The following is a 20,753-nucleotide window of genomic DNA, read 5'->3' on the forward strand; positions in this document are numbered from 1 at the left end:
TGGTCCGCGGACGGCGCCCGGCAGAGGCGCCGCCATCGCCCGCGGCAGGCTCGCGGCGCGGTCCCATTCGATACGGAGACAGATTCAATGAAGCAGCATGTGTTGTCGGCCGCCCTGGTGGCGGCCTGTTCCTGCCTGCCCGCGATGGCGCAACCCGTGGCGCAAGCCGCGGGCCAGGAGTCCGCAGCCGTCGCGGCCCCGGCGCAAGGCGTCAACGGCAAGGTCACGATCCGGCGCGACGCCCATGGCATGCCGCACGTCTACGCCGACACGGTGTACGGCATTTTCTACGGCTACGGTTACGCGGTGGCGCAGGACCGGCTGTTCCAGATGGAGATGGCGCGGCGCAGCACCCAGGGCCGGGTGGCCGAAGTGCTCGGCGCGTCGATGGTGGCGTTCGACAAATCCATCCGCGGCAATTTTTCGCCCGAACGCATCCAGCGCCAGCTGGCGGCGCTGCCGGCCGCCGACCGCCAGGTGCTGGACGGCTACGCGGCCGGCATGAACGCCTGGCTGGCGCGGATCCGCGCGCAGCCGGGGCAGTTGATGCCCAAGGAATTCAACGACCTGGGCTTCGCGCCGGCCGACTGGACCGCCTACGACGTGGCGATGATCTTCATCGGCACCATGGCGAACCGCTTCTCTGACGCCAACAGCGAGATCGACAACCTGGCGCTGCTGACGGCGCTCAAGGACAGGCACGGCGAGGCCGAGGCCATGCGCATCTTCAACCAGCTGCGCTGGCTGACGGACAGCCGCGCGCCGACCACGGTGCCGCCCCAGGAGGGCAGCTACCAGCCGGCCGTGTTCCAGCCGGAAGGCGCGGACCAGCTGGCCTACGCGCTGCCGCGCTACGACGGCACGCCGCCGATGCTCGAACGCGTGGTGCGCGATCCGGCCACGCGCGGCGTGGTCGATGGCGCGCCCGCCACGCTGCGGGCTCGACTGGCCGAGCAATACGCGCAATCGGGCCAGCCGGGCATCGCAGGCTTCCCGACCACCAGCAACATGTGGATCGTGGGCCGTGACCATGCCAAGGATGCCCGTTCGATCCTGCTGAACGGCCCGCAGTTCGGCTGGTGGAATCCGGCCTACACCTACGGCATCGGCCTGCACGGCGCCGGCTTCGACGTGGTCGGCAACACGCCGTTCGCCTATCCCTCCATCCTGTTCGGCCACAATGCGCACGTGGCCTGGGGCTCGACCGCGGGCTTCGGCGACGATGTCGACATCTACGCCGAGAAGCTCGATCCGGCCGACCGCAACCGTTATTTCCACGACGGCCAATGGAAGACGCTGGAAAAGCGCACTGACCTGATCCTGGTGAAGGACGCGGCGCCGGTGACGCTGGATGTGTACCGCAGCGTGCATGGCCTGATCGTCAAGTTCGACGACGCGCAGCACGTGGCCTATGCCAAGGCGCGCGCCTGGGAGGGCTTTGAACTGCAATCGCTGATGGCCTGGACCCGCAAGACGCAGTCGGCCAACTGGGAACAATGGAAGGCGCAGGCGGCGCGCCACGCGCTGACCATCAATTGGTACTACGCCGACGACCGCGGCAACATCGGCTACGCGCACACGGGCTTCTATCCCAGGCGCCGGCCGGGCCACGATCCGCGCCTGCCGGTGCCGGGCACCGGCGAAATGGACTGGCTGGGCCTGTTGCCGTTCTCGACCAATCCGCAGGTCTACAACCCGGGCCAGGGGTTCATCGCCAACTGGAACAACCAGCCGATGCGCGGCTATCCCTCCACCGACCTGTTCGCCATCGTCTGGGGGCAGGCCGACCGCTATGCCGAGATCGAGACGCGCCTGAAGGCCATGACCGCCAACGGCGGCAAGGTCAGCCCGCAACAGATGTGGGACCTGATCCGCACCACCAGCTATGCCGACGTCAACCGCCGCCATTTCCTGCCGTTCCTGCAACGAGCGGTGCAGGGGCTGCCGGCCGACGATCCGCGCGTGCGGCTGGTGGCGGGGCTGGGGGGCTGGGACGGCATGATGACCAGCGAGCGCGAGCCGGGCTACTACGACAACGCCGGCCCGGCGGTGATGGACGCCTGGCTGCGCGCGATGCTCAAGCGCACCCTGGCCGACGAGATGCCGGCCGACTTCTTCAAGTGGTACAGCGCCACCGGGTATCCGACGCCGCAGGCGCCTGCCACTGGTTCGCTCAACCTGACCACCGGCGTGAAGGTGTTGTTCAACGCCTTGGCGGGTCCGGCTGCCGGGGTGCCGCAGCGGTATGACTTCTTCAATGGCGCGCGCGCCGACGATGTCATCCTGGCGGCGCTGGACGACGCGCTGGCGGCCTTGCGCCAGGCTTATGGCAAGGATCCGGCCGCGTGGAAGATCCCGGCGCCGCCGATGGTGTTCGCGCCCAAGAACTTCCTGGGCGTGCCGCAGGCCGACGCCAAGGCGGTGTTGAGCTATCCGGCCACGCAGAACCGCGGCACCGAGAACAACATGACGGTGTTCGACGGCAGGTCGGTGCGCGCGGTGGACGTGGTGGCGCCGGGGCAGAGCGGCTTCGTCGCCCCGGACGGCACGCCGTCGCCGCACACCCGCGACCAGTTCGACCTGTACAACAGCTTTGGCAGCAAGCGGGTGTGGTTCACGGCGGACGAGGTGCGGCGCAACGCTACGTCGGAAGAGACGTTGCGCTACCGGCGGTAAGGTCGCGCGCCCCCTGGTGGCTGGCAAGCCGGGCGTACGCGCCTTGCTTGCGCAGCAACTGGTCATGGGTGCCGGCCTCGGCCAGGGCGCCGTTGTCCAGCACCAGGATCAGGTCGGCGTCGCGGATGGTGGCCAGGCGGTGCGCGATCACCAGCGTGGTCCGGTGCCGCATCAGCACATCCAGCGCGCCACGCACCTGCATCTCGGACAGGGTGTCCAGGTGCGAGGTGGCTTCGTCCAGGATCAGCACCGGCGCGTTCTTCAGGAAGGCGCGGGCGATCGAGATGCGCTGGCGCTGGCCGCCGGACAGCTGCATGCCGCGTTCGCCCACGCGCGTGGCCAGGCCCTCGGGCAGGCTGCGCACGAAATCGCCGAGCGCGGCCTGTTCCAACGCCCGCGCCAGTTCCTCGCGGCTGGCGTCGGGACGCGCCAGGCGGATGTTGCCCTCCAGCGTGTCGTTGAACAGATAGGTGTCCTGCGTCACCAGCGCCACGCGTTCGCGCAGGCCGTCCAGCCGCAGCTGGCGCACGTCCACGCCGTCGAGCTTGACCGCCCCCTGGCGCGGATCCCAGAAGCGCAGCAGCAGGCTGGCCACGGTGCTCTTGCCCGCGCCCGAGGCGCCGACCACGGCCACGGTGGCGCCGGCCGGCACGGTGAAGCTCAGGTCGCGCAGCGTGTCCTGGCTCTTGCCGGGATAGGTGAAATACACGTGGTCGAACGCCAGCGACAGGCCGTGCGGCGCCACCGGCGGCGGCAGCGGGCCGTCGGTGACCGGCTCGGGCTCGTTGTTGACCACGTGCAGGCGGCGGGTGGCGGCGATGGTGTCGGCCAGCTGGCGGCTGACCTGGGAGATCTCCGACACCGGCAGGAAGGTGGCCAGCGCGATCAGCACCAGCAGCGGCAGCATGCTGGCGGACAGGGCGCCGGCCGACACCTGCAGCGCGCCGACCACGGCCACGGCCAGGCCGCCCAGGCCCATGGCGGTCTCGAACCAGGCGGTCTGGCGCGACAGGTCGCGCAGGATATCCAGGCGGCGCACGCGGTACTGGTCGGCGACCTTGAGGAATTCCTGGCGGCGGCGGCCGGTGGCCTGGAACGCGGTCAGGTCGGCCAGGCCCTGGATGGTGTCGGTGGTGTGCGCGCTCATTTCGCCCAGCGCCTGGCGGGCGTGGTCGCCCAGCGCGTCGACCTTGCGGCGTCCGCGCACCGGCGACACCAGCGCATAGGCCAGGAACGGCAGCAGCGCCAGCGCCACGGGCCAGCTGTAGAAGGCCAGGAAGCCCAGCACCGACAGCGGCACCAGCACCGAGACGATGGCCGGCGCGATGGTGTGGGCGTAGAAGTACTCGACCATTTCGACGTCCTGCGTCGCCAGCGCCACCAGGTCGCCGGAGCGGCGTTGCAGCAGGTAGGCGGGCGCCAGCCGCTCCAGCTTGTCGTAGAGCTTGACGCGCATGTCGGCCAGCAGTTGGTAGGCCATGGCGTGCGCCAGCCACGATTCGAGCCAGTGGAACAGCGCGGCCAGCGGCGCGGCGATCAGCAGGCCGACGATCAGCGCGGAGGTGTCGCGGCCGTCGCGGATGGCGGCCACCACCAGCGCGCTCAGCACGCCGACGCCGATGAAGGCCGCCACCCGCGCCACGCCAAGAAGGATGGTGGCGATCAGGGTGCCGCGCCAGGGTTGCACCACCGACAGCAGGGTCGCCAGCGTGGCGCGCCAGCCGACCTGTTCGGCATCGGCATCCAGCGAGCGCAGCGCCGGGCCCTGGCCGCCGGCGTCATCGTCATTGCCGTGGGCGGCGGGCGTGGCCGCGCGCGCCATCGCGGCCTGCGCGGGCGCGGCCGGCGCGGCCAGCGCCAGGGCCTGTTCATGCATCAGGCGGTAATACAGGCCGCGCTGGCGCATCAGCGCATCGTGCGGGCCCTGCTCGACCACGCGGCCCTGGTCCAGCACCAGGCAGCGGTCGGCGCCGATCACGCTGGCCAGGCGGTGCGCCAGGATCAGCGTGGTGCGGCCGGCCATCAGGCGGTCCAGGGCCTGCTGGATCAGCGCTTCGTTCTCGGTGTCGACCGACGACAGCGCCTCGTCCAGGATCAGGATGGGCGCGTCGCGCAGCAGGGCGCGGGCGATCGCCACGCGCTGGCGCTGGCCGCCCGACAGTTGCAGGCCGCGCTCGCCGATGCGGGTGGCGTAGCCTTGCGGCAGCGCCATGATGAAGTCGTCGATGTTGGCGGCGCGGGCGGCGGCGCGCACCTCGTCATGGCTGGCGTCGGGCCGGCCCAGCCGCAGGTTCTCGTCGATGGTGCCGTGGAACAGCGTGATGTCCTGGCTGACCAGCGCCATCTGGCCCAGCAGTGTCTGCGTGTCGAGCCGGTTGACGTCGTGGCCGCCGACGCGGATGGCGCCGGCCTGCGGCACGCACTCGCGCAACAGCAGGCGCACGATGGTGGACTTGCCGGCGCCGCTGGGGCCGACGATGCCGACGCGTTCGCCGGCGGCGACGCGGAACGACAGGCCCTGGTGCGCCGGGCGCTGCGGCGAATACGAGAACGCCACCGCGTCGAATTCAATAGTGGGGTCGAGCCGCGCGGGGGCGGCGCCCGCCTGCACGGCGGGGGCGGCGGTCAGCGGCTGCGCGTCCATCAGCGCGTGGATGCTGGCGGCGGCCGATTGGCCCAGCATGCCCCGGTGCAGCACCGAGCGCAGGTCGCGCAGCGGGCGGAAGATCTCGGTGCCGGCCATCAGCACGATCAGCAGCGCTTCCACGCTCATGTCGCCGGCGGCCACGCGCCAGGCGCCCACGGTCAGCGCCAGCGCGGCGCCCAGCGCCACGCCCAGGTCGCTGATGCCGCGCGTCAGCAGGCTCACCGACAGCACCCAGAAGGTGTTGTCCGACAGGGCCCGGGCGCGGGCGGCCAGGCGCTCGCCCCAGGCCTTGCCCTGGCCGTACGATTTCAGTGTCGGCAGGCCCTGGACGGCGTCCAGGAATTCCTCGCCGAATTCGTTCAGCGAGCGGGTGCGCGCCAGGCTGGCGCGGCGGTCGAGCATGTGCACGGCCATCGGCCCGAACAACGCGAACAACGCCGCGACCAGGAACACCAGCGCGGTCGGCACGTCCCAGAAAGCGATGACGGCGAAGATCGCGAACGGCGCGGCCGCGGCGATGGCGACCTGCGGCAGGTACTGGCCGAAGAAGGTCTGCAATTGCTCCACGCCGTCCACCACCGTCAGCATCACGCCGCCGGTGCGCTGGTTGGCGAACCAGGCCGGCCCCAGCGCCACGATGCGGTCGTAGAGCCGCGCGCGCAGCGTCTGCTGCACCTGCGCCGAGCAGCGGTTGGCCTGCACCGTGCGCAGGTGGTCGAGCAGGGCGCGCAGCAGCACCATGGCGCCGGCGTACAGGGCCGGCGCGAGCCAGTCCTGCCAGGGCGCGCCGTCGAACATGCGCGCCAGCAGCTGGCCCAGGAAAACGTAGCGGGCGATGCCCGCGGCCAGCGCCAGCAGGCCGAGGAAAATGCCGCCCGCCATGCCGGCGCGCAGCCCCGCGGTCAGTTGCCAAAGCCTCGAATCGAAATACATATCAATGCTCCTTGCAGAGCCTGCATGGTCACGCATCCGGCCCTTGCGCGATAGCGATAGTTATTCAATCATGGGTTGAGATAAACTCAACCCATGCCGACCCTGCCCACCCATATGCCGCCCTTGGCCGCGCTGCGCGCCTTCGAGGCCGTCGCCCGCCTGGGCAGCCTCAGCCGCGCCGCGGCCGAGCTCAACGTCACCAAGAGCGCCGTCAGCCATCAGCTGCGCGCGCTGGAGGCCGACCTGGGCGTGAGCCTGCTGCGCCGGGGCGGCACGGTGCGCCGGGCGGAAACCACCGAGGCCGGCGCCGCGCTGCTGGTGTCGGTACAACAGGCCTTGACCCTGCTGGAGACCGCCTGCCGCCATGCCCGCAGCAGCGCGCGCGGCAAGCGGCGCTACAACCTGAACGTGTCGGCCAACCCCTCGCTGGCCGCGCTTTGGCTGGCGCCGCGCATCGGCCGCTTCATCGAACTGCACCCGGACATCGACATCCAGGTGTTCCTGCACGCCAGCCAGGACCCTGCCTGGAAAGCGCAGGACATCGACCTGGCCTTCCTGCACGTGCGCGCCCTCGGCCCGCACCTGGCGGCGCCGGGCGATATCCCGCTGATGACGGAAACCGTGGTGCCGGTGTGCAGCCCGGCGCTGGTCGCGCCCGACGAACGCGACGACCCCGCGGTCTTCACGCGCCACCGCTGGCTGGAGGAAAAGCACATCGACAGTCCCGAAACCGATTGGCGCACCTGGCGTCCGCGCCTGGGCCTGCCGGAAAGCGCCGGCCAGGATCCGCTGGTGCTGAGCGGCCTGAGCACGGTGGTGGCGGCGGCGGCCGCCGGCGTCGGCATCGCGCTGGGGCGAGCGCCATTGATCGACGAGGAACTGGCCAGCGGCCGGCTGGTGACGCTGGCGCCGGGGCTGCGCATGCCGGGCTCGTGGGGATACGTGATGCGCATCCACGCCAACCGGCCGATGGACGCCTCGTTGCCGGCGCTGGTGGAGTTCCTGGCCGAGGAGGGGCGCGGCGCGACGATGTCGTGGCGTCAGCCGGGCGCGGCCTAGTGTGCTGTCCCCTGGATTTCGTGCGGGCGTGTCCACGGGACAGCACACTGGCCGTCGCGCAGCCGCTGGCGCCTGGCCTGGACGCTGGCGGGCCGGCTGCCATGACGCCGTTTTCCTTCCATCGTTGCCCATCGGTCGCTTCTACTCAATATTCGCCGCGCTGATATAGCGGGCGCCGGCCGCGGCCCGCGTCACACTGCCGCCATTGCTTTCTGGAGCGTGGCCATGAAGAGTTATGACGTGATCGTGATCGGCGCTGGCGTGGTCGGCGCCTCGGTCGCCTTCCACCTGGCGGCCCTGGGCGCCCGCAACGTGCTGGTGCTGGACCGCGGCGCCATCGGCGCTGGCACCACCGCGCAATCGTCGGGCATCCTGCGCACCCATTACTCGGTGCGCGAGAACGTCGAACTGGCGCGGCGTTCGTGGGGCGCGTTCACCGACTTCGCCGCCTACGTCGGCGACGACGACGCCGCCAGCGGCCTGGTGCGCTGCGGCTACCTGATAGCCGCGGCCGACGATGACAAGCGCGCGCCGCTGGCCGCGGCGCTGGCGCAGCAGCGCGCGCTGGGCATCCCGGTGCACGAACTGGACGCGGCGCAGGCGCGCGAGCTGCTGCCGATCGCCGATTTCGGCGATGCCGCGCTGATCGGCTTCGAGCCCGAGGCCGGTTTCGCCGACGCCTACCTGGTCGCGACCAGCTTCGCGCGCGCCGCGCGCCGGCGCGGCGTGACGATCCGCGAGAACGTGGCCGTGCACGGCCTGCTGACTCGAAACGGGCGCGTGACCGGCGTGACCACGTCGGCGGGCGACTACGCCAGCGCGGTGGTGGTCAGCACCCAGAACATCTGGACCGCCGAACTGGCGGCCTGGACCGGCGTGGCGATGCCATTGGCGCCCGAGCGCCACGCGGTGCTGGCGCTGCAATGCGCCGCCGCGCCCTATGCCTACACGATGCCCGTCTACAAGGACCTGGCCTCGCCCGGCATGCTCTATTGCCGCAGCTATGGCGGCAACCAGATGCTGGTCAGCGAGGGCACGGAGGGCGAAAGGTTGGCGCCCGGAGAGGTGGAGCAGGGCGATGTGCCGCTGGATTACGTGGCCGAGGTCGGCGAACAGGTGGCCGCGCGTTTTCCGGCCTATGCCGAGGCCGGACTGGCCGCGTCGTGGACGGGCGTGTACGACGTCACGCCCGACTGGAATCCCGTGCTGGGACGTATCGCCGGGGTCGAAGGGCTGGTGGCCGGATTCGGTTTTTCCGGACATGGTTTCAAGCTGTCGCCGGCGGTGGGGCGGGTGCTGGCGCAGGAAGCGCTGGGGCTGGCGACCGACGTCCCCCTGGCGCCGTATGCGCTGGCGCGTTTCACGCGCGGCGCGCTGCTGACGGGCAGCTATGGGCGCGGCGCGGTGTCGTGACGGCGCGGGCCGGGGCGCCCGACGCGCGCGGCCGGCGGCTCAGCGGCGCAGGCTGCGCCAGAGCGTGGCAGGCGGCAAGCCCAGCGCCGGCGCCACGTCTTGCCGCATCAGCCGTTCGACCGCCACCAGGATCACGTTGCGGGCCTCGGCCGGGAGCTTGCCGGCCTCCTGCGGCCGCGCCGCCAGATAGAAGCTGCGCGCCAGGTCAGGCGCATCGGCGCGGGTCTTGTCCAGGCAGGGCGCCAGAGGCAACACCCGCAATTGATCGACGAAATGGCGCGATTGCCAGATGCACAGCGGCGTGCTGATGGCGAAGCCCAGGCCGGCCGTGACCAGGCTGAGCAGCGGATCGGTGTTATCGAATTCGAAGGTGCGCTCGATGAAGACGCCGCGCGATTCGAGCAGCCGGTCGATGGCGGCGCCGATGTGCGAACGCGCGCTGTAGCGGATGAACGGGCTGCGGCGCGCCAGTTCGGCCAGCGAGCGCGCTTCCTGCGGCGGCGTGGCGCGCGGCAGCACCAGCAGGTAGGGCTCGCTGAACAGGCCGAGCTTGCGGATCGCGGGCGCATCGGCGGCGGCGCTGGTGCTGATCACCAGGTCCAGCTGGCGTTCTTCCAGTTGTCTGTCCAGCACCGGGGTAATGCCGGACCACAACCGGATCTGGCGCGACGCGCCCGACAGCCCGTGGATCAGCGTCGGCCCCAGGGTGCCGGCGAACGAGTCGACACAACCGAAGCGCACGATGTTGCGCCGCGCGCGGCTCAGGTTGCGCACGCTTTCGGTCATGTCGCCGGCCTGCGCCAGCAGGCGCGACGCGTGCTCGAACAGCAGGTCGCCGGCGGGGGTGGGGCGCGCCGGCCGGGTGCTGCGGTCGAGCAGTTCGGTCGACAGCGCGGCTTCGAGCTGCTTGATCCGTTGCGACACCGCCGCCTGTGACAGTCCCAGCAAACGGGCCGCGCCCGAAACCGACGCGGCCTGCACCACCGCCACCCAGGCCAGCAGCAGGCTCCATTCGGGATACGGATCCGCGTCGCGGTCGGGCAGGCGGTTCATCGGGCGGTCGGGCGGGCGGATCAGCGCTTGCGCGCCAGCGTTTGCGCCAGCGCGGCGCGCACCATGCCCTCGACCACCGGGATGACCTTGGCGGCCGCGTTCGCCTGGTAGCCGTAGGGATAGGACTCGTCCATATACGTGGACTGGCACATCTCCAGTTGCACGGCATGGATGTCTTCGGCCGGCGAGCCGTAGTGGCGGGTGATGTAGCCGCCCTTGAAACGGCCGTTCACGGCGCTGGTGTAGCCGCAGCCGGGCAGGCGTTCGGCGATGGCGTCCAGGATGTCGGGCGCGCAACTGGCGCCGTCGGCCGTGCCCACGTTCAGGTCGGGCAGCTTGCCTTCGAACAGGCGCGGCAGCACGCTGGCAATCGAATGGGCTTCCCACAGCAGCACGGTGCCGTGTTCGGCGCGGATGCGGTCGAGTTCCTCGCGCAGCTTGGCGTGGTACGGCTGCCAGTAGGTCTGCAGACGATGCTCGCGCTCGTCGTCGGTCAGCGCCGCGTTGTGCTGGTACAGCGCCTCGCCGCGGAAGGTGTGGGTCGGGCACAGGCCGGTCTTGGTCTGGCCGGGGTACAGGCTTTCGTCGTTGGGCGGGCGGTTCAGGTCGACCACGTAGCGCGAGTAGCGCGCGCCGAGCACCGAGGCGCCCAGCGCGTCGGCGAACTGGTACAGGGTGTCCAGGTGCCAGTCGGTGTCCCCGGACTGCTGGCCGACGGCCGTCATGCGGGCGCGCTGCGCATCGGGCAACTGGCTGCCCAGGTGGGGAATGGAGATCAGCAGCGGCGCGGTGCCGCGGCTGAAGTGATAGATGTCGCTCAAGAAAAACTCCGGGGGTAAGGCGGGTCAGGCTAGCGCGGCAAGAAGGCCGGCTGGGTGCCGCGCTATGCTAGTGTGAGTCTGCGGGGCGCGGGCGTTTGCATCGTGCAAGGCGATGCTGATCATCATGATAGCTGATTCAAATCGGAGGCGACCCGAACCCGCCCCAGGGCGCGCCGCCGGCCCAGCGCGCCGCGATCTCGTCGATCAGGCGGCGTACCTTGGGCGCCAGGTGGCGCCGGTGCGGGTACACGGCGCAGACCGGCGCGCCGGGTGGCGCGTGGGTTTCCAGCAGCGGCACCAGGCGGCCCTGGCGCAGGTCTTCGCCGACCAGGAAGGCGCCCAGCTGGACGATGCCGGCGCCCTCGAGCGCGGCATCGCGCAGCGCTTCGGTGTCGCCCAGCCGCAGGCGCCCGGCCACGGCGACGCTGCGCTCCTGGCCATGGCTGGCGTAACGCCACGGCACGGGCGCGCCCATGTGGGTAAAGGCCAGCGTCCGGTGGCGCGCCAGCGCGTCGGGCGAGGCCGGGACGCCGTGGCGTTCCAGGTAGGCAGGGGCGGCGCAGGTGATGAGCCGATGCGGCGCCAGCACGCGCCGCACCAGCCGGCTGTCGGCCTCGCCGCCGATGCGGATGGCGAGGTCGATGCCATCGCGCACCAGGTCGGCGTAGTCATCGCTGAAGCTCACGTCGGCCTCGACCTCGGGCCATTGCCGCAGGTAGCACGCCAGCAGCGGCATGATGTGCAGGCGGCCCAGCGCCACCGGCAGGTCGATGCGCAGGCGGCCGCGCGGCGCCTCCTGGCGGCTGGCCATGGCGCCGGTGGCGTTGTCGACTTCGGCCAGGATGCGCTGCGCGTGCTCGTAGAAGAGCCGGCCTTCGTCGCTGAGACTGACGCTGCGGGTACTGCGATGCAACAGCCGCGCGCCCAGGCCCTGTTCGAGCCGCGCGATGCACTTGCCGATGGCCGAGCGCGACAGGCCCAGCCGTTCGGAGGCCAGCGTGAAACTCTGCGCGTCGGCGACGCGCACGAATGCGAGCACGTCGCCGAGGTGGTCGATGCCGGTGGCGGTGAGGGGCGTCATGGGCAGTTCCAACAGGAAAGGGGAGCGAGCGCTCGATTGGCGACAAATCGTCCCTTTTGTTTATCCATGAGGCTACTTTATCAGTGAAATGGAAACAGTAGACTGGCCAGGTAGATGGACCCCACGACCGGCCCGCCATTCACTTTTCCATTGTTCCCCTCAGGTGAGAAACCTCCCATGACCCGCAGCATCGCCATCGAACCCCGGCCCGCCACGGCGGCCACCAGCCCGCCCGCTGCCTGGGCCGGCGTGCTGGCGGCCGGCATGGCGACGTTCTGCGTCGTCACCACGGAGATGCTGCCCGTGGGCTTGCTGCTGCCGATCGCCGCCAGCCTGGACGCGTCGACCGGCCGTGTCGGTTGGCTGATGGTGGTGCCCGGCCTGCTGGCCGCGCTGTGCGCGCCGCTGGTGGTGATGGGCGCGCGTGGCGTCGACCGCCGCCGCATCCTGTGCGGCCTGCTGTTGCTGCTGGCCGCCGCCAACCTGGGCAGCGCCTTGGCGCCGGACATGGCGTGGTTCCTGGCCGCGCGCGTGCTGGTGGGCGTCTGCATCGGCGGCATCTGGGCGGTGGCCGGCGGCCTGGCGGGACGGCTGGTGCCGCCCGCCGCCATCGGCATGGCCACCGCCGTGATCTTCGGCGGCGTGGCGGTGGCGTCGGTGCTGGGGGTGCCGCTGGGCGCATTGATCGGCAATCTGGCGGGCTGGCGCAGCGCGTTTGGCGCCATGGCGGCGCTGAGCGCGGCCGTGCTGCTGTTCGCCGCGCCGGCCTTGCCGCCGCTGCCGGTGGCGCAATCGGTCACGGCGCGCCAGCTGGGCCGGCAGTTGCGCAACCCCGACGTGCGGCGGGGGCTGTTCATCACGCTGTTCCTGGTGGCCGGGCATTTCATGGCCTACACCTTCGTGCGGCCCGTATTGCAGTCGATGGCGGGGTTCGCGCCGGCCTGGATCGGCCCGCTGCTGTTCGCCTACGGCGTGGCCGGCATCGTGGGCAATTTCGCCGCCGGCGGCATGGCGGGACGGCACCCACGCGCGACCCTGCTGGCGATCTTGCTGGGCCTGCTGGCGACGCTGGCATTGCTGCCGTGGCTGGGCCAGGCGCGCGGCGCCGTGGTGGCGCTGTTGCTGCTGTGGGGCCTGTCGTACGGCGGCGTTTCGGTCGCGTTGCAGACCTGGGTGATGCAGGCTTCACGCGGCGCCATCGAGGCGGCGACGTCCTGGTTCGTCGGCGTGTTCAATCTGGCGATCGCGCTGGGGGCGCTGGCGGGCGGCATCGGCGTCGACCGCTGGGGGCTGCCGGCCACGTTGCTGGCCGCCGCCGCATGCATGCTGGCGCCACTGGCGGCGATCGCCGGCCGCAGCGCGCGCGACTGAGGGTCGCCGCGGCGCGCCGCTCGGTCACGGCGGCCGTACGCCCGCCGCGGCCCTGACGTCAGTGCCGGTGACCGGGGCGGAAGCCGTGGCCGCGGGCGCGCCAGGCCGCCAGCAGCGCGATCGCGGCCAGTGCCGCCACCGTCCATGCGAAGGAGCCCGCGCCGGCCGTGTCCAGCAGCACGCCGCCGAGCAGGCCGCCGCTGGCGATGCCCAGATTGAAGATCGTGACCAGCATCGATTGCGCCACCTCCGAATGTTCGCCGGCGGTGTCGGCAAGGGCGGTCTGCAACAGCGTCGGCGCGCCGCCGAAGCTCAGTCCCCACAACGCCACGCCAGCCATCAGGACGACGGGGTGGGCGCCGGCCAGGCCCAGCGCGGTGGCGGTCAGCGCGAACAGTGCCAGCGACAGCAGCGTCAGCCGGCGCAGGCGGCGGTCCACCAGCACGCCCGTCAACAACAGGCCGGCGACCGCGCTGGCGCCGAACACCAGCAGCACCATGTCCACGGACGCCGGCCGACCCAGGTGGATCAGGTAGGGCGCGATGTAGGTATAGAGCACGTTGTGCGCCAGGATCCAGGTGAACAGCACGAACAGGATCGGCCGGATGCCGGGCAGCAGCAGGGTCCGCGCGATCGGCAGGCGCTGGCGCGCGGCCTGGCCGGCGAAGTCGGGCACGGCCGCGCGGATCCAGACCACCAGCGCCAGCGACACGGCGGCCATCAGCCAGAACACGCCGCGCCAGTCCATCAGGCTGCCCAGCCAGGCGCCGGCCGGCACGCCCAGGCACAACGCCAGCGGCTGGCCCGCGCCCACCACCGCCAGGGCCCGGCCCTGCTGGCGGGTGGCCACCATGCGGCGCGCGTAGCCAGCCAGCAGCCCCCACAGCAGGCCGGCCGCCATGCCGCCGCCAAAGCGCGCCGCCAGCGCCAGCGCGTAGTGCGCCGACAGCGCGGTCACCACGTTGAAAATGCACAGGCCGCCGATGGCCAACAGCAACAGCGGGCGGCGGTTCCAGCCGCGGGTAGCGACGATGATGGGAATGGCCGCCAGCACCGAGCCGGCCGCGAACAGGGTCACCAGTTGGCCGGCCAGCGCCTCGGACACGCCCAGGCCCAGGCCGATCTGCGGCAGCAGGCCGGCGGGGACGGTCTCGGTCATGATGGCGATGAAGCCCGCCAGCGCCAGGGCCAGCAGCCTGCCCATGGGCAGGCTGTCGGCGCCGTGTTCGGGACAGCCCTCGGCGGGCAGGGGAGAGGTGAAACTCATGCGGAAACTCCGATTGCGATTGAATTGGAATGGTCATTCCAAAAAAGAACGAAAAAAAGCGCGGGTGCCGAGGCGGTCCAGTATGCCAGGGGATGTGCTAGATCGTGCCCAGCGCCACTGAAATCACGTCGCCCAGCCATTGGCGGCGCTCGCGCGCGTTGCTGCCTTTGCTGACCACGCGCAGGCCCTGGACGGTGGTGACGATGAAGCGGGCCAGCGCGCGCGGCGACCTGCCGGCGTCGATCTCGCCGTTGGCCTGCCCTTCGGCCAGGATCTGTTCCAGCGCTTTTTCCAGGCGTTGGAAATTGCGCCGCACCAGTTCGGCCACCATCTCATCCTGCCCCGCCATTTCGAGCGAGGCGTTGGCGACCAGGCAACCGCGCCGGGAGGGCTCGCGCAATTCGTCGTCGGCGATGAAGTCGAGCAGGCGGCCGATGCGCTCGCGCGCATTGCCGGGCCGGGCCAGCAGGTCGAGATTGGCGGCCGTCAGTTCGTGATAGCGCCGCAGCGCGGCCTCGTACAGGCCTTGCTTGCTGCCGAAGGCGTTGTAGAGACTGCCGCGTCCCAGCCCGGTGCCGTCCACCAGATCCTGCACGGAGGTCGCGGCATAGCCGCGCCGCCAGAACACCTGCATGGCGGCGTCGGCGACTTCGTCGGGTTCGAAATCCTTGGTGCGCATGGCGTGGTTTATGGAATGATCGTTCAAATAAGAATACGGTTCGGGGCGAGCCAGCGTCAAGCAAGACCGTCCGCGCCGAAGGGGCTTTGCGCAATGGACCGAGCTTGGCGCTTTCCTTGAGTTGCCGTTTTTTCCATGCCAGCAATAACCACTAGCCGCGCCACGAGCTCGCCGGGCAGGGGGACGAGCCAGGCAGCCGACCGATGGCCCGCTCAGCCTTGGCCTGCCGTCAGTCGCGCCGTCAGCGCCGCCATGTCCTCCAGCAGCCAGAACACGCGGCCGCGGTTGGTCTCGTAGGCGAAGTCGCGCAGCGACTTGCTGGCGGCCAGGTGCGCCGAGATATCGCCTACCACCGCGCAATGCAGGCGGTAGTTGACGAACTTCTGGATCAGCTCGCCGGCGATGCGCGTTTCCAGCCGGAAGAAATCGGGATGCACGCGCGCGGCGGGCAGCGCCAGCCACTCGGCCTCGTGTTCCCAGGCGGCGCTGATCAGGTCATTGGTGTCCTGGCCGGTGGCCAGGGCCGGGCCGGTCTCGCCGTATTGCAGAACGCGCTTGCCGCCGATGTCGACGAGCCTGGGGGATGAGGTGCTCATGGCGTGGATGCCTGGTTCAAAGGGTGTTGTCTTGGGGCGATCATGATATCCGGGCCGCGAATCTCTTTGGCGGCAGGGGTTTGCCGCCCGATGCCTTGCCGCGCTCCGCGCGCCGGCACCAGCGGGGCGTGCGCTAGAATGGCCGCCATCCCACCGGAGTATGACGACGTGATCCTCGCTGCCTGAAGCGACCCAATCCCGCGACCCCATCCGGCGACCCCATCCGCTGACGCGCCCGCCTCGCCCGACGAGCGGGCCGCGCCGTCCGTGATGCCGGGTCTGCACGCCGGGCCTGTCGCGCCAACGCGCCCGTCCGCCAGCCGCGCCCCGCGCGGCCCTGTCCGCATCACGACTCCGGAGGCTTCATGCCTGCTCACGATCCGTTCGACCTCATCGCCCACAACCAGGCCGCCTGGGACCAGCTCGCCGCGCAGGACTGCGAGTGGTCGCGCCCCGTCACCCCCGACGTCATCGCCGCCGCCCGCCGCGGCGACTGGGCCGTGCGCCTGACGCCCGGCCCCTTGCCGGCCGGCTGGCTCGACCAGGTGAAGGGCCTGGCCGTCCTGTGCCTGGCGTCCGCCGGCGGCCAGCAGGCGCCGGTGCTGGCCGCGGCCGGCGCCGAGGTCACCGTGTTCGACCTGTCCGAACGCCAGCTGGCGCAGGACCGCGCCGTGGCGTCGCGCGACGGCCTGGCGCTGGCCACCGTGCAGGGCGACATGCGCGACCTGTCGGCCTTCGCCGACCAGTCCTTCGACGTGGTGTTCCACCCGATCTCCAACCTATACGTGCCCGATGTGCGGCCGGTATGGCGCGAGTGCTTTCGCGTGCTGCGCCCGGGCGGCAGCCTGCTGTCGAGCTTCTACAACCCGGTGGTGTTCGTCGGCGACCGCGATCCGCGCTACGCCCGGGACGGGCTGATCCGGCCGGTGCATGCCTTGCCCTACGCCGACACCCGCGCGCTCGACGCGGCGGCGCTGGACGCCAAGCGCGCGCGCGGCGAGGCTCTGGTGTTCGGCCACAGCCTGCGCGACCAGATCGGCGGCCAGCTGGACGCCGGTTTCCTGCTGGCGGGCTTTCACGAAGACCTCCAGCCGCGGCCGCGCTTCCTGATCGACCGCTACGTGCCGACGTTCCTGGCGACGCGGGCGGTCAAGCCGGCGCGGGGGTGAGGAAAGCGGCGATCGTCCGGGCCGATCGGGCCCGGTGGTTGGCCATGCGGCCGGTGGCCGAGCCTGTCGGCGCGGTTCAGCCCGGTATCGGCCGGTCGCTGCTGCCGCGCACCACCAGCGTGGGCGCCAGCCGCACGCTGTCCGGGCGGCCGCCGGCGATTTTCTGCAGCAACAGTTCCAGCCCCAACCGCCCCATCTGGTGCATGGGCGAGTGGATGGTGGTCAGGCCGATGGGCAGGGCGCCCGCCAGCGGCGTGTCGTTGTAGCCCACCACGGCCACGTCGCGGCCGGCCTCCAGGCCGTGCTCGCGCGCCGCGCCCATCACGCCCACCGCCAGGAAGTCGTTGACCGCGAAGATGGCGGTGGGGCGGTCCGGGCCGGCCAGCAAGCGCGCGCCCACGTGGCGGCCGGCGTCGGTGTCGAACGGGCTTTCGATGCGCCATGCGGCCGGGACCTCGACGCCGTGCCTGGCACAGGCCGCGAAAAAGCCCGCCGAGCGGTCGCGGCCCGTGCTGGTGAAGGGTTCGCCCACCATCACCGCGATGCGCCGGTGGCCCATGGCCAGCAGGTGCTCGGCCGCCAGCCGGCCGCCTTCGAGATCATCGCAGGTGACGGCGCAGTGGTCGTCGGCATGGCGGCTGACCAGCACGAACGGCACGTCGCGCCGCGCCAGTTCGGCCAGCAGCGGATTGGGCGCGGCGCCGTCGTGGCTGTGGGCGTCGCCCAGGATCAGGCCGTCCACGCGCCGCGCCAGCGCCATGTCGATCAGCTTGCGCTGCTTGTCGGGCACGTCCTGGGTGTTGGACACGAAGGTCAGGTAGCCGTGTTCGGCCGCGGCCTCGTCGATACCTTCGTAGATGGTCGCCAGCACCATGTCCGACAGGCGCGGCACCAGCACGCCGATGGTGCGGCTGCGGCGCGTCTTGAGGCTGGCGGCGTGGGGATTGGTCTGGTATTGCAGCTCGGCGGCCAGCGCCCGGATCCGTTTGACCGTGTCGGGCGCGGCGGCGGCGCGGGCGTCGTCCTCGGAACCATTGAGGACGCGGGACACGGTCGACACGTTCAGGCCGAGCTGCCGCGCCAGGCTTTGCAACGTGACAGGGCGGGATTTGTTCATGGAGCTGGAGGATACACGCACGAATACCGTCCCAGGGCCTTAGGCGGCAACCTAGGGTTTACACGGTGTCGATTTTTGCGTTCGGAGCCCTTAGCATTGCGCAACCCAAACGTTTGGGTAAATCGACTGGATTGATCGCAATGACACTTGAATCCCGGAACTCGCGGTTCCGTTACCGAATTTTCACCATGGTCGTGCTGCTGGCACTGATCAACTACATCGACCGCGGCGCCATGTCCTACGCCGCCGCGCACATCACCGGCGAATATGGTCTGGATCGCGGCGACTGGGGCGCCGTGCTGGGCTACTTCGGCTATGGCTACATGGTCGGCGCGCTGTTCGGCGGCATGCTGGCCGACCGCTACGGCCCGCGCAAGGTCTGGATCGTGGCCGGCGTGACCTGGTCGATCTTCGAGATCGCCACCGCCTGGGCCGGCGACTTCGGCCTGGCCTTCCTGGGCGGCTCGGCGCTGGCCGGCTTTGCCACCATCCGCATCCTGTTCGGCGCGGCCGAGGGGCCGGCGTACTCCATCATCAACAAGACCATCGCCAACTGGGCCACGCCGCGCGAACGCGGCTTCGTGGTCGGCTTCGGCCTGCTCAGCACGCCGCTGGGCGCGCTGCTGACCGCGCCCGTGGCGGTGGGCCTCTTGAGCCTGACCGGCAGCTGGCGCGCCATGTTCTACATCCTGGGCGCGGCCGGCCTGCTCGTGCTGGTGCTGTTCATGCGCATCTTCACCGACCGGCCCGACACCAACCCGCGCGTGTCCCCGGCCGAACTGCGCGAGATCCAGGCGGCGCGCGCCGAGCAGGCGGCGGCCGGGCAGGGCGGCGACGCGCCGGCGCTGCCGTGGTGGAGCTTCTTTCGCAGCAAGACGCTGGTGCTGAACACCCTGGGCTATTTCTCGTTCAACTACGTCAACTTCCTGCTGCTGACCTGGACTCCCAAGTACCTGCAGGACACCTTCGGCTACAGCCTGTCCTCGCTCTGGTACATGGGCATGATTCCCTGGACCGGCGCCTGCGTCACGGTGCTGCTGGGCGGCCGCATCTCCGATATGCTGGCCAGGCGCACCGGCAACCTGAAGATCGCCCGCAGCTGGTTCGCCGCCGGCTGCCTGCTGGCCACCACGCTGTGCTTCCTGCTGGTGTCACAGGCGCAGTCGGTGTTCGCCGTGATCGCGCTGATGACGCTGGCCAACGCGCTCAACGCCATGCCCAACTCGGTCTACTGGGCCGTGGTGATCGATACCGCGCCCGCCAGCCGCGTCGGCACTTTCAGCGGCCTGATGCACTTCTTCGCCAACATCGCCTCGATCCTGGCGCCGACCCTGACCGGTTACCTGGCGGCGCGCCACGGCTATTCGGTCATGTTCGTGGCCGCCTCGGTCGCCACGGCGGTCGGCATGATCGCCATGTTGCAGGTGCGTCCGGGCGTCGGCCCGCGCCTGCCCGCCAACTACCAGGGAGCCACGCGATGAATCCGCAATCCAACCCCGTTCCGGCGCTGGCCGTCGAACCCGGCTTTTTCGCCGGCCGCACCGTGGCCGAACTGCAGGACGCCATGCGCCAGGGCGCGCTCGACGCCGAAGCGCTGGTGCGCCACGCGGCGGCGGCCATCGAGCGCCTGAACCCGCAACTGAACGCCTTCGTGCACGTGGACGCCGACGCCGCCCTGGCCGCCGCCCGCGCGCTGGACGCCGAGCGGGCCCGCGGCCAGGTGCGCGGGCCGCTGCACGGCATCCCCGTCGCCATCAAGGACAACGTCGATACCGGCGACATGCCCACCACCATGGGCGCGGCGCACTTCCTTGGGCACCGGCCCGCGGCCGACGCCGACTGCGTGGCGCTGTTGCGCGCGGCGGGCGCCATCGTCATCGGCAAGACCCTCACGCATGAATTCGCCTACGGCCCCACCGGCGACCGCAGCGTCCAGGGCGCGGCGCGCAATCCGTGGCGCACCAGCCAGATCACGGGCGGCTCCAGCGCCGGCAGCGGCGCCGCGGTGGCCGCGGGCATGGTGCCGGTGGCGCTGGGCACCGACACCGGCGGCTCGGTGCGCGTGCCCGCCGCGCTGTGCGGCGTGGTCGGTTTCAAGCCGACCCATGGCCGCGTGTCGGCCCGCGGCGTGTTCCCGCTGGCGCCCAGCATCGAGGATGCCGGCGTGCTGGCCAACAGCGTCGAGGATGCGCAGGTCTTCATGCAGGCGTTGTCCGGCGGCGCGATTGGCGCCTATGCCGAGGCGGCCGATCCCGGGCTGGCCGCGCCGCGCATGATGTGGGTGCCGAACGCGCCGTTCGCCATCGAGGATGCGGCCGTCACGGCCCGCGCCCGCGCGCTCGCCGAAGGCTTCGGCGGCGTGTTGGTGGACGGCGCCGAGGTCACGCGCCACGCTCGCGCTTTGCAGGCGGCGCTGGGCGCCATCCAGCGTTCGGAAGCCTATGAAGTGCACGCCGAGCGGGTCGAGGACGAACCCGGCAAGTTCGATCCCGAAGTGCTGGAGCGCCTGCGCGCCTCACGTCCGGTGCAGGGCTGGGAATACGTCCGCGCGCGCAACACCCGCGAGCGGTTGCGCGGCGTGTTCGCGGGCATCTTCGAGCGGGTCGACGTGCTGGCGTTGCCGGCGGTGGCGATCACCGCGCCGGCGCTGCAGCAGCGCAGCGTGGCCGGCCCCGGCAGCGCCGCCGTGCGCGAGACGCTGCTGGGCCTGACCAATCCGTGGAACCTGCTGGGGCTGCCGGCCATCGCCTTGCCGGCCGGCTTTGTCGACGGCATGCCGGTGGCGTTGCAACTGGTGGCCGCCGAAGGCGCCGACGCGCGCCTGCTGGCGCTGGCGGCGCGGCACTGGCGCCGGCCGGGGGGCTGACCGCG

15 protein-coding genes are annotated in these 20,753 nt (G+C 71.0%); 7 read left to right on the forward strand and 8 right to left on the reverse strand.

Going from position 1 to position 20,753, the window contains the following annotated elements; translation table 11 throughout:
- Positions 1 to 87: 87 nt before the first annotated feature.
- A complete protein-coding gene (locus tag AT699_RS11465) occupies positions 88 to 2,676 on the forward strand; it encodes a penicillin G acylase (RefSeq protein ID WP_024068562.1) in 2,589 nt (862 codons plus the stop codon).
- Here the strand turns inward: AT699_RS11465 and cydC are convergent.
- A complete protein-coding gene (gene cydC, locus AT699_RS11470; protein WP_024068563.1) occupies positions 2,642 to 6,256 on the reverse strand; it encodes a thiol reductant ABC exporter subunit CydC in 3,615 nt (1,204 codons plus the stop codon). The genes AT699_RS11465 and cydC overlap by 35 nt on opposite strands.
- 93 nt (positions 6,257 to 6,349) lie before the next feature.
- Between cydC and AT699_RS11475 the strand changes: the two genes are divergently transcribed.
- Positions 6,350 to 7,315: a LysR substrate-binding domain-containing protein gene (locus AT699_RS11475; protein ID WP_006387045.1), complete on the forward strand. Its 966-nt coding sequence runs from the start codon at positions 6,350 to 6,352 to the stop codon at positions 7,313 to 7,315.
- A 225-nt stretch (positions 7,316 to 7,540) separates the two neighbouring features.
- Complete coding sequence (locus tag AT699_RS11480; RefSeq protein ID WP_024068565.1) at positions 7,541 to 8,728, forward strand: NAD(P)/FAD-dependent oxidoreductase; 1,188 nt, start codon at positions 7,541 to 7,543, stop codon at positions 8,726 to 8,728.
- 39 nt (positions 8,729 to 8,767) lie between these two features.
- Here the strand turns inward: AT699_RS11480 and AT699_RS11485 are convergent, their stop codons facing one another.
- The 3 genes from AT699_RS11485 to AT699_RS11495 all read right to left on the reverse strand — a co-directional run bounded on the left by AT699_RS11485 (position 8,768) and on the right by AT699_RS11495 (position 11,683).
- Positions 8,768 to 9,781 carry a LysR family transcriptional regulator gene (locus tag AT699_RS11485; protein ID WP_024068566.1) on the reverse strand — a complete coding sequence of 338 codons (1,014 nt, stop codon included), beginning with the start codon at positions 9,779 to 9,781 and terminating at the stop codon, positions 8,768 to 8,770.
- Between the two features lie 20 nt (positions 9,782 to 9,801).
- Positions 9,802 to 10,602 (reverse strand): N-formylglutamate deformylase, encoded by an 801-nt coding sequence (gene hutG / locus AT699_RS11490; RefSeq protein ID WP_006387048.1) that lies wholly within the window; start codon positions 10,600 to 10,602, stop codon positions 9,802 to 9,804.
- A gap of 136 nt (positions 10,603 to 10,738) precedes the next feature.
- Positions 10,739 to 11,683, reverse strand: a complete 945-nt coding sequence (locus tag AT699_RS11495; protein ID WP_024068567.1) for a LysR family transcriptional regulator — start codon at positions 11,681 to 11,683, stop codon at positions 10,739 to 10,741.
- Positions 11,684 to 11,860: 177 nt separating this feature from the next.
- Here AT699_RS11495 and AT699_RS11500 point away from each other — a divergent pair, with 177 nt between their 5' ends.
- Positions 11,861 to 13,054 (forward strand): MFS transporter, encoded by a 1,194-nt coding sequence (locus AT699_RS11500; protein ID WP_024068568.1) that lies wholly within the window; start codon positions 11,861 to 11,863, stop codon positions 13,052 to 13,054.
- Positions 13,055 to 13,112: 58 nt separating this feature from the next.
- Here the strand turns inward: AT699_RS11500 and AT699_RS11505 are convergent, their stop codons facing one another.
- From AT699_RS11505 to AT699_RS11515, 3 genes are all read right to left on the reverse strand, one after another.
- Positions 13,113 to 14,321 (reverse strand): MFS transporter, encoded by a 1,209-nt coding sequence (locus tag AT699_RS11505; protein ID WP_020927237.1) that lies wholly within the window; start codon positions 14,319 to 14,321, stop codon positions 13,113 to 13,115.
- Between the two features lie 97 nt (positions 14,322 to 14,418).
- Positions 14,419 to 15,000 carry a TetR/AcrR family transcriptional regulator gene (locus AT699_RS11510; protein ID WP_006386421.1) on the reverse strand — a complete coding sequence of 194 codons (582 nt, stop codon included), beginning with the start codon at positions 14,998 to 15,000 and terminating at the stop codon, positions 14,419 to 14,421.
- Positions 15,001 to 15,212: 212 nt separating this feature from the next.
- Positions 15,213 to 15,596 (reverse strand): DUF4180 domain-containing protein, encoded by a 384-nt coding sequence (locus tag AT699_RS11515; protein WP_006386420.1) that lies wholly within the window; start codon positions 15,594 to 15,596, stop codon positions 15,213 to 15,215.
- Between the two features lie 365 nt (positions 15,597 to 15,961).
- On the opposite strand from AT699_RS11515, the gene AT699_RS11520 reads away from it, so the two are divergent.
- Positions 15,962 to 16,765: a class I SAM-dependent methyltransferase gene (locus AT699_RS11520; protein ID WP_024068570.1), complete on the forward strand. Its 804-nt coding sequence runs from the start codon at positions 15,962 to 15,964 to the stop codon at positions 16,763 to 16,765.
- A 76-nt stretch (positions 16,766 to 16,841) separates the two neighbouring features.
- On the opposite strand, the gene AT699_RS11525 is transcribed toward AT699_RS11520, so the two are convergent.
- The gene (locus tag AT699_RS11525; RefSeq protein WP_006386418.1) at positions 16,842 to 17,882 is read right to left on the reverse strand and encodes a LacI family DNA-binding transcriptional regulator; all 1,041 of its coding nucleotides are present in this window, start codon (positions 17,880 to 17,882) and stop codon (positions 16,842 to 16,844) included.
- 140 nt (positions 17,883 to 18,022) lie between these two features.
- On the opposite strand from AT699_RS11525, the gene AT699_RS11530 reads away from it, so the two are divergent.
- A complete protein-coding gene (locus AT699_RS11530; protein ID WP_006386417.1) occupies positions 18,023 to 19,363 on the forward strand; it encodes an MFS transporter in 1,341 nt (446 codons plus the stop codon).
- Positions 19,360 to 20,748: an amidase gene (locus tag AT699_RS11535; protein WP_024068572.1), complete on the forward strand. Its 1,389-nt coding sequence runs from the start codon at positions 19,360 to 19,362 to the stop codon at positions 20,746 to 20,748. The genes AT699_RS11530 and AT699_RS11535 overlap by 4 nt, the downstream gene beginning before the upstream one ends.
- Positions 20,749 to 20,753 lie beyond the last annotated feature (5 nt).

Source organism: Achromobacter xylosoxidans (assembly GCF_001457475.1).
In the GTDB taxonomy this organism is placed as follows: Bacteria; Pseudomonadota; Gammaproteobacteria; order Burkholderiales; family Burkholderiaceae_B; genus Achromobacter; species Achromobacter xylosoxidans.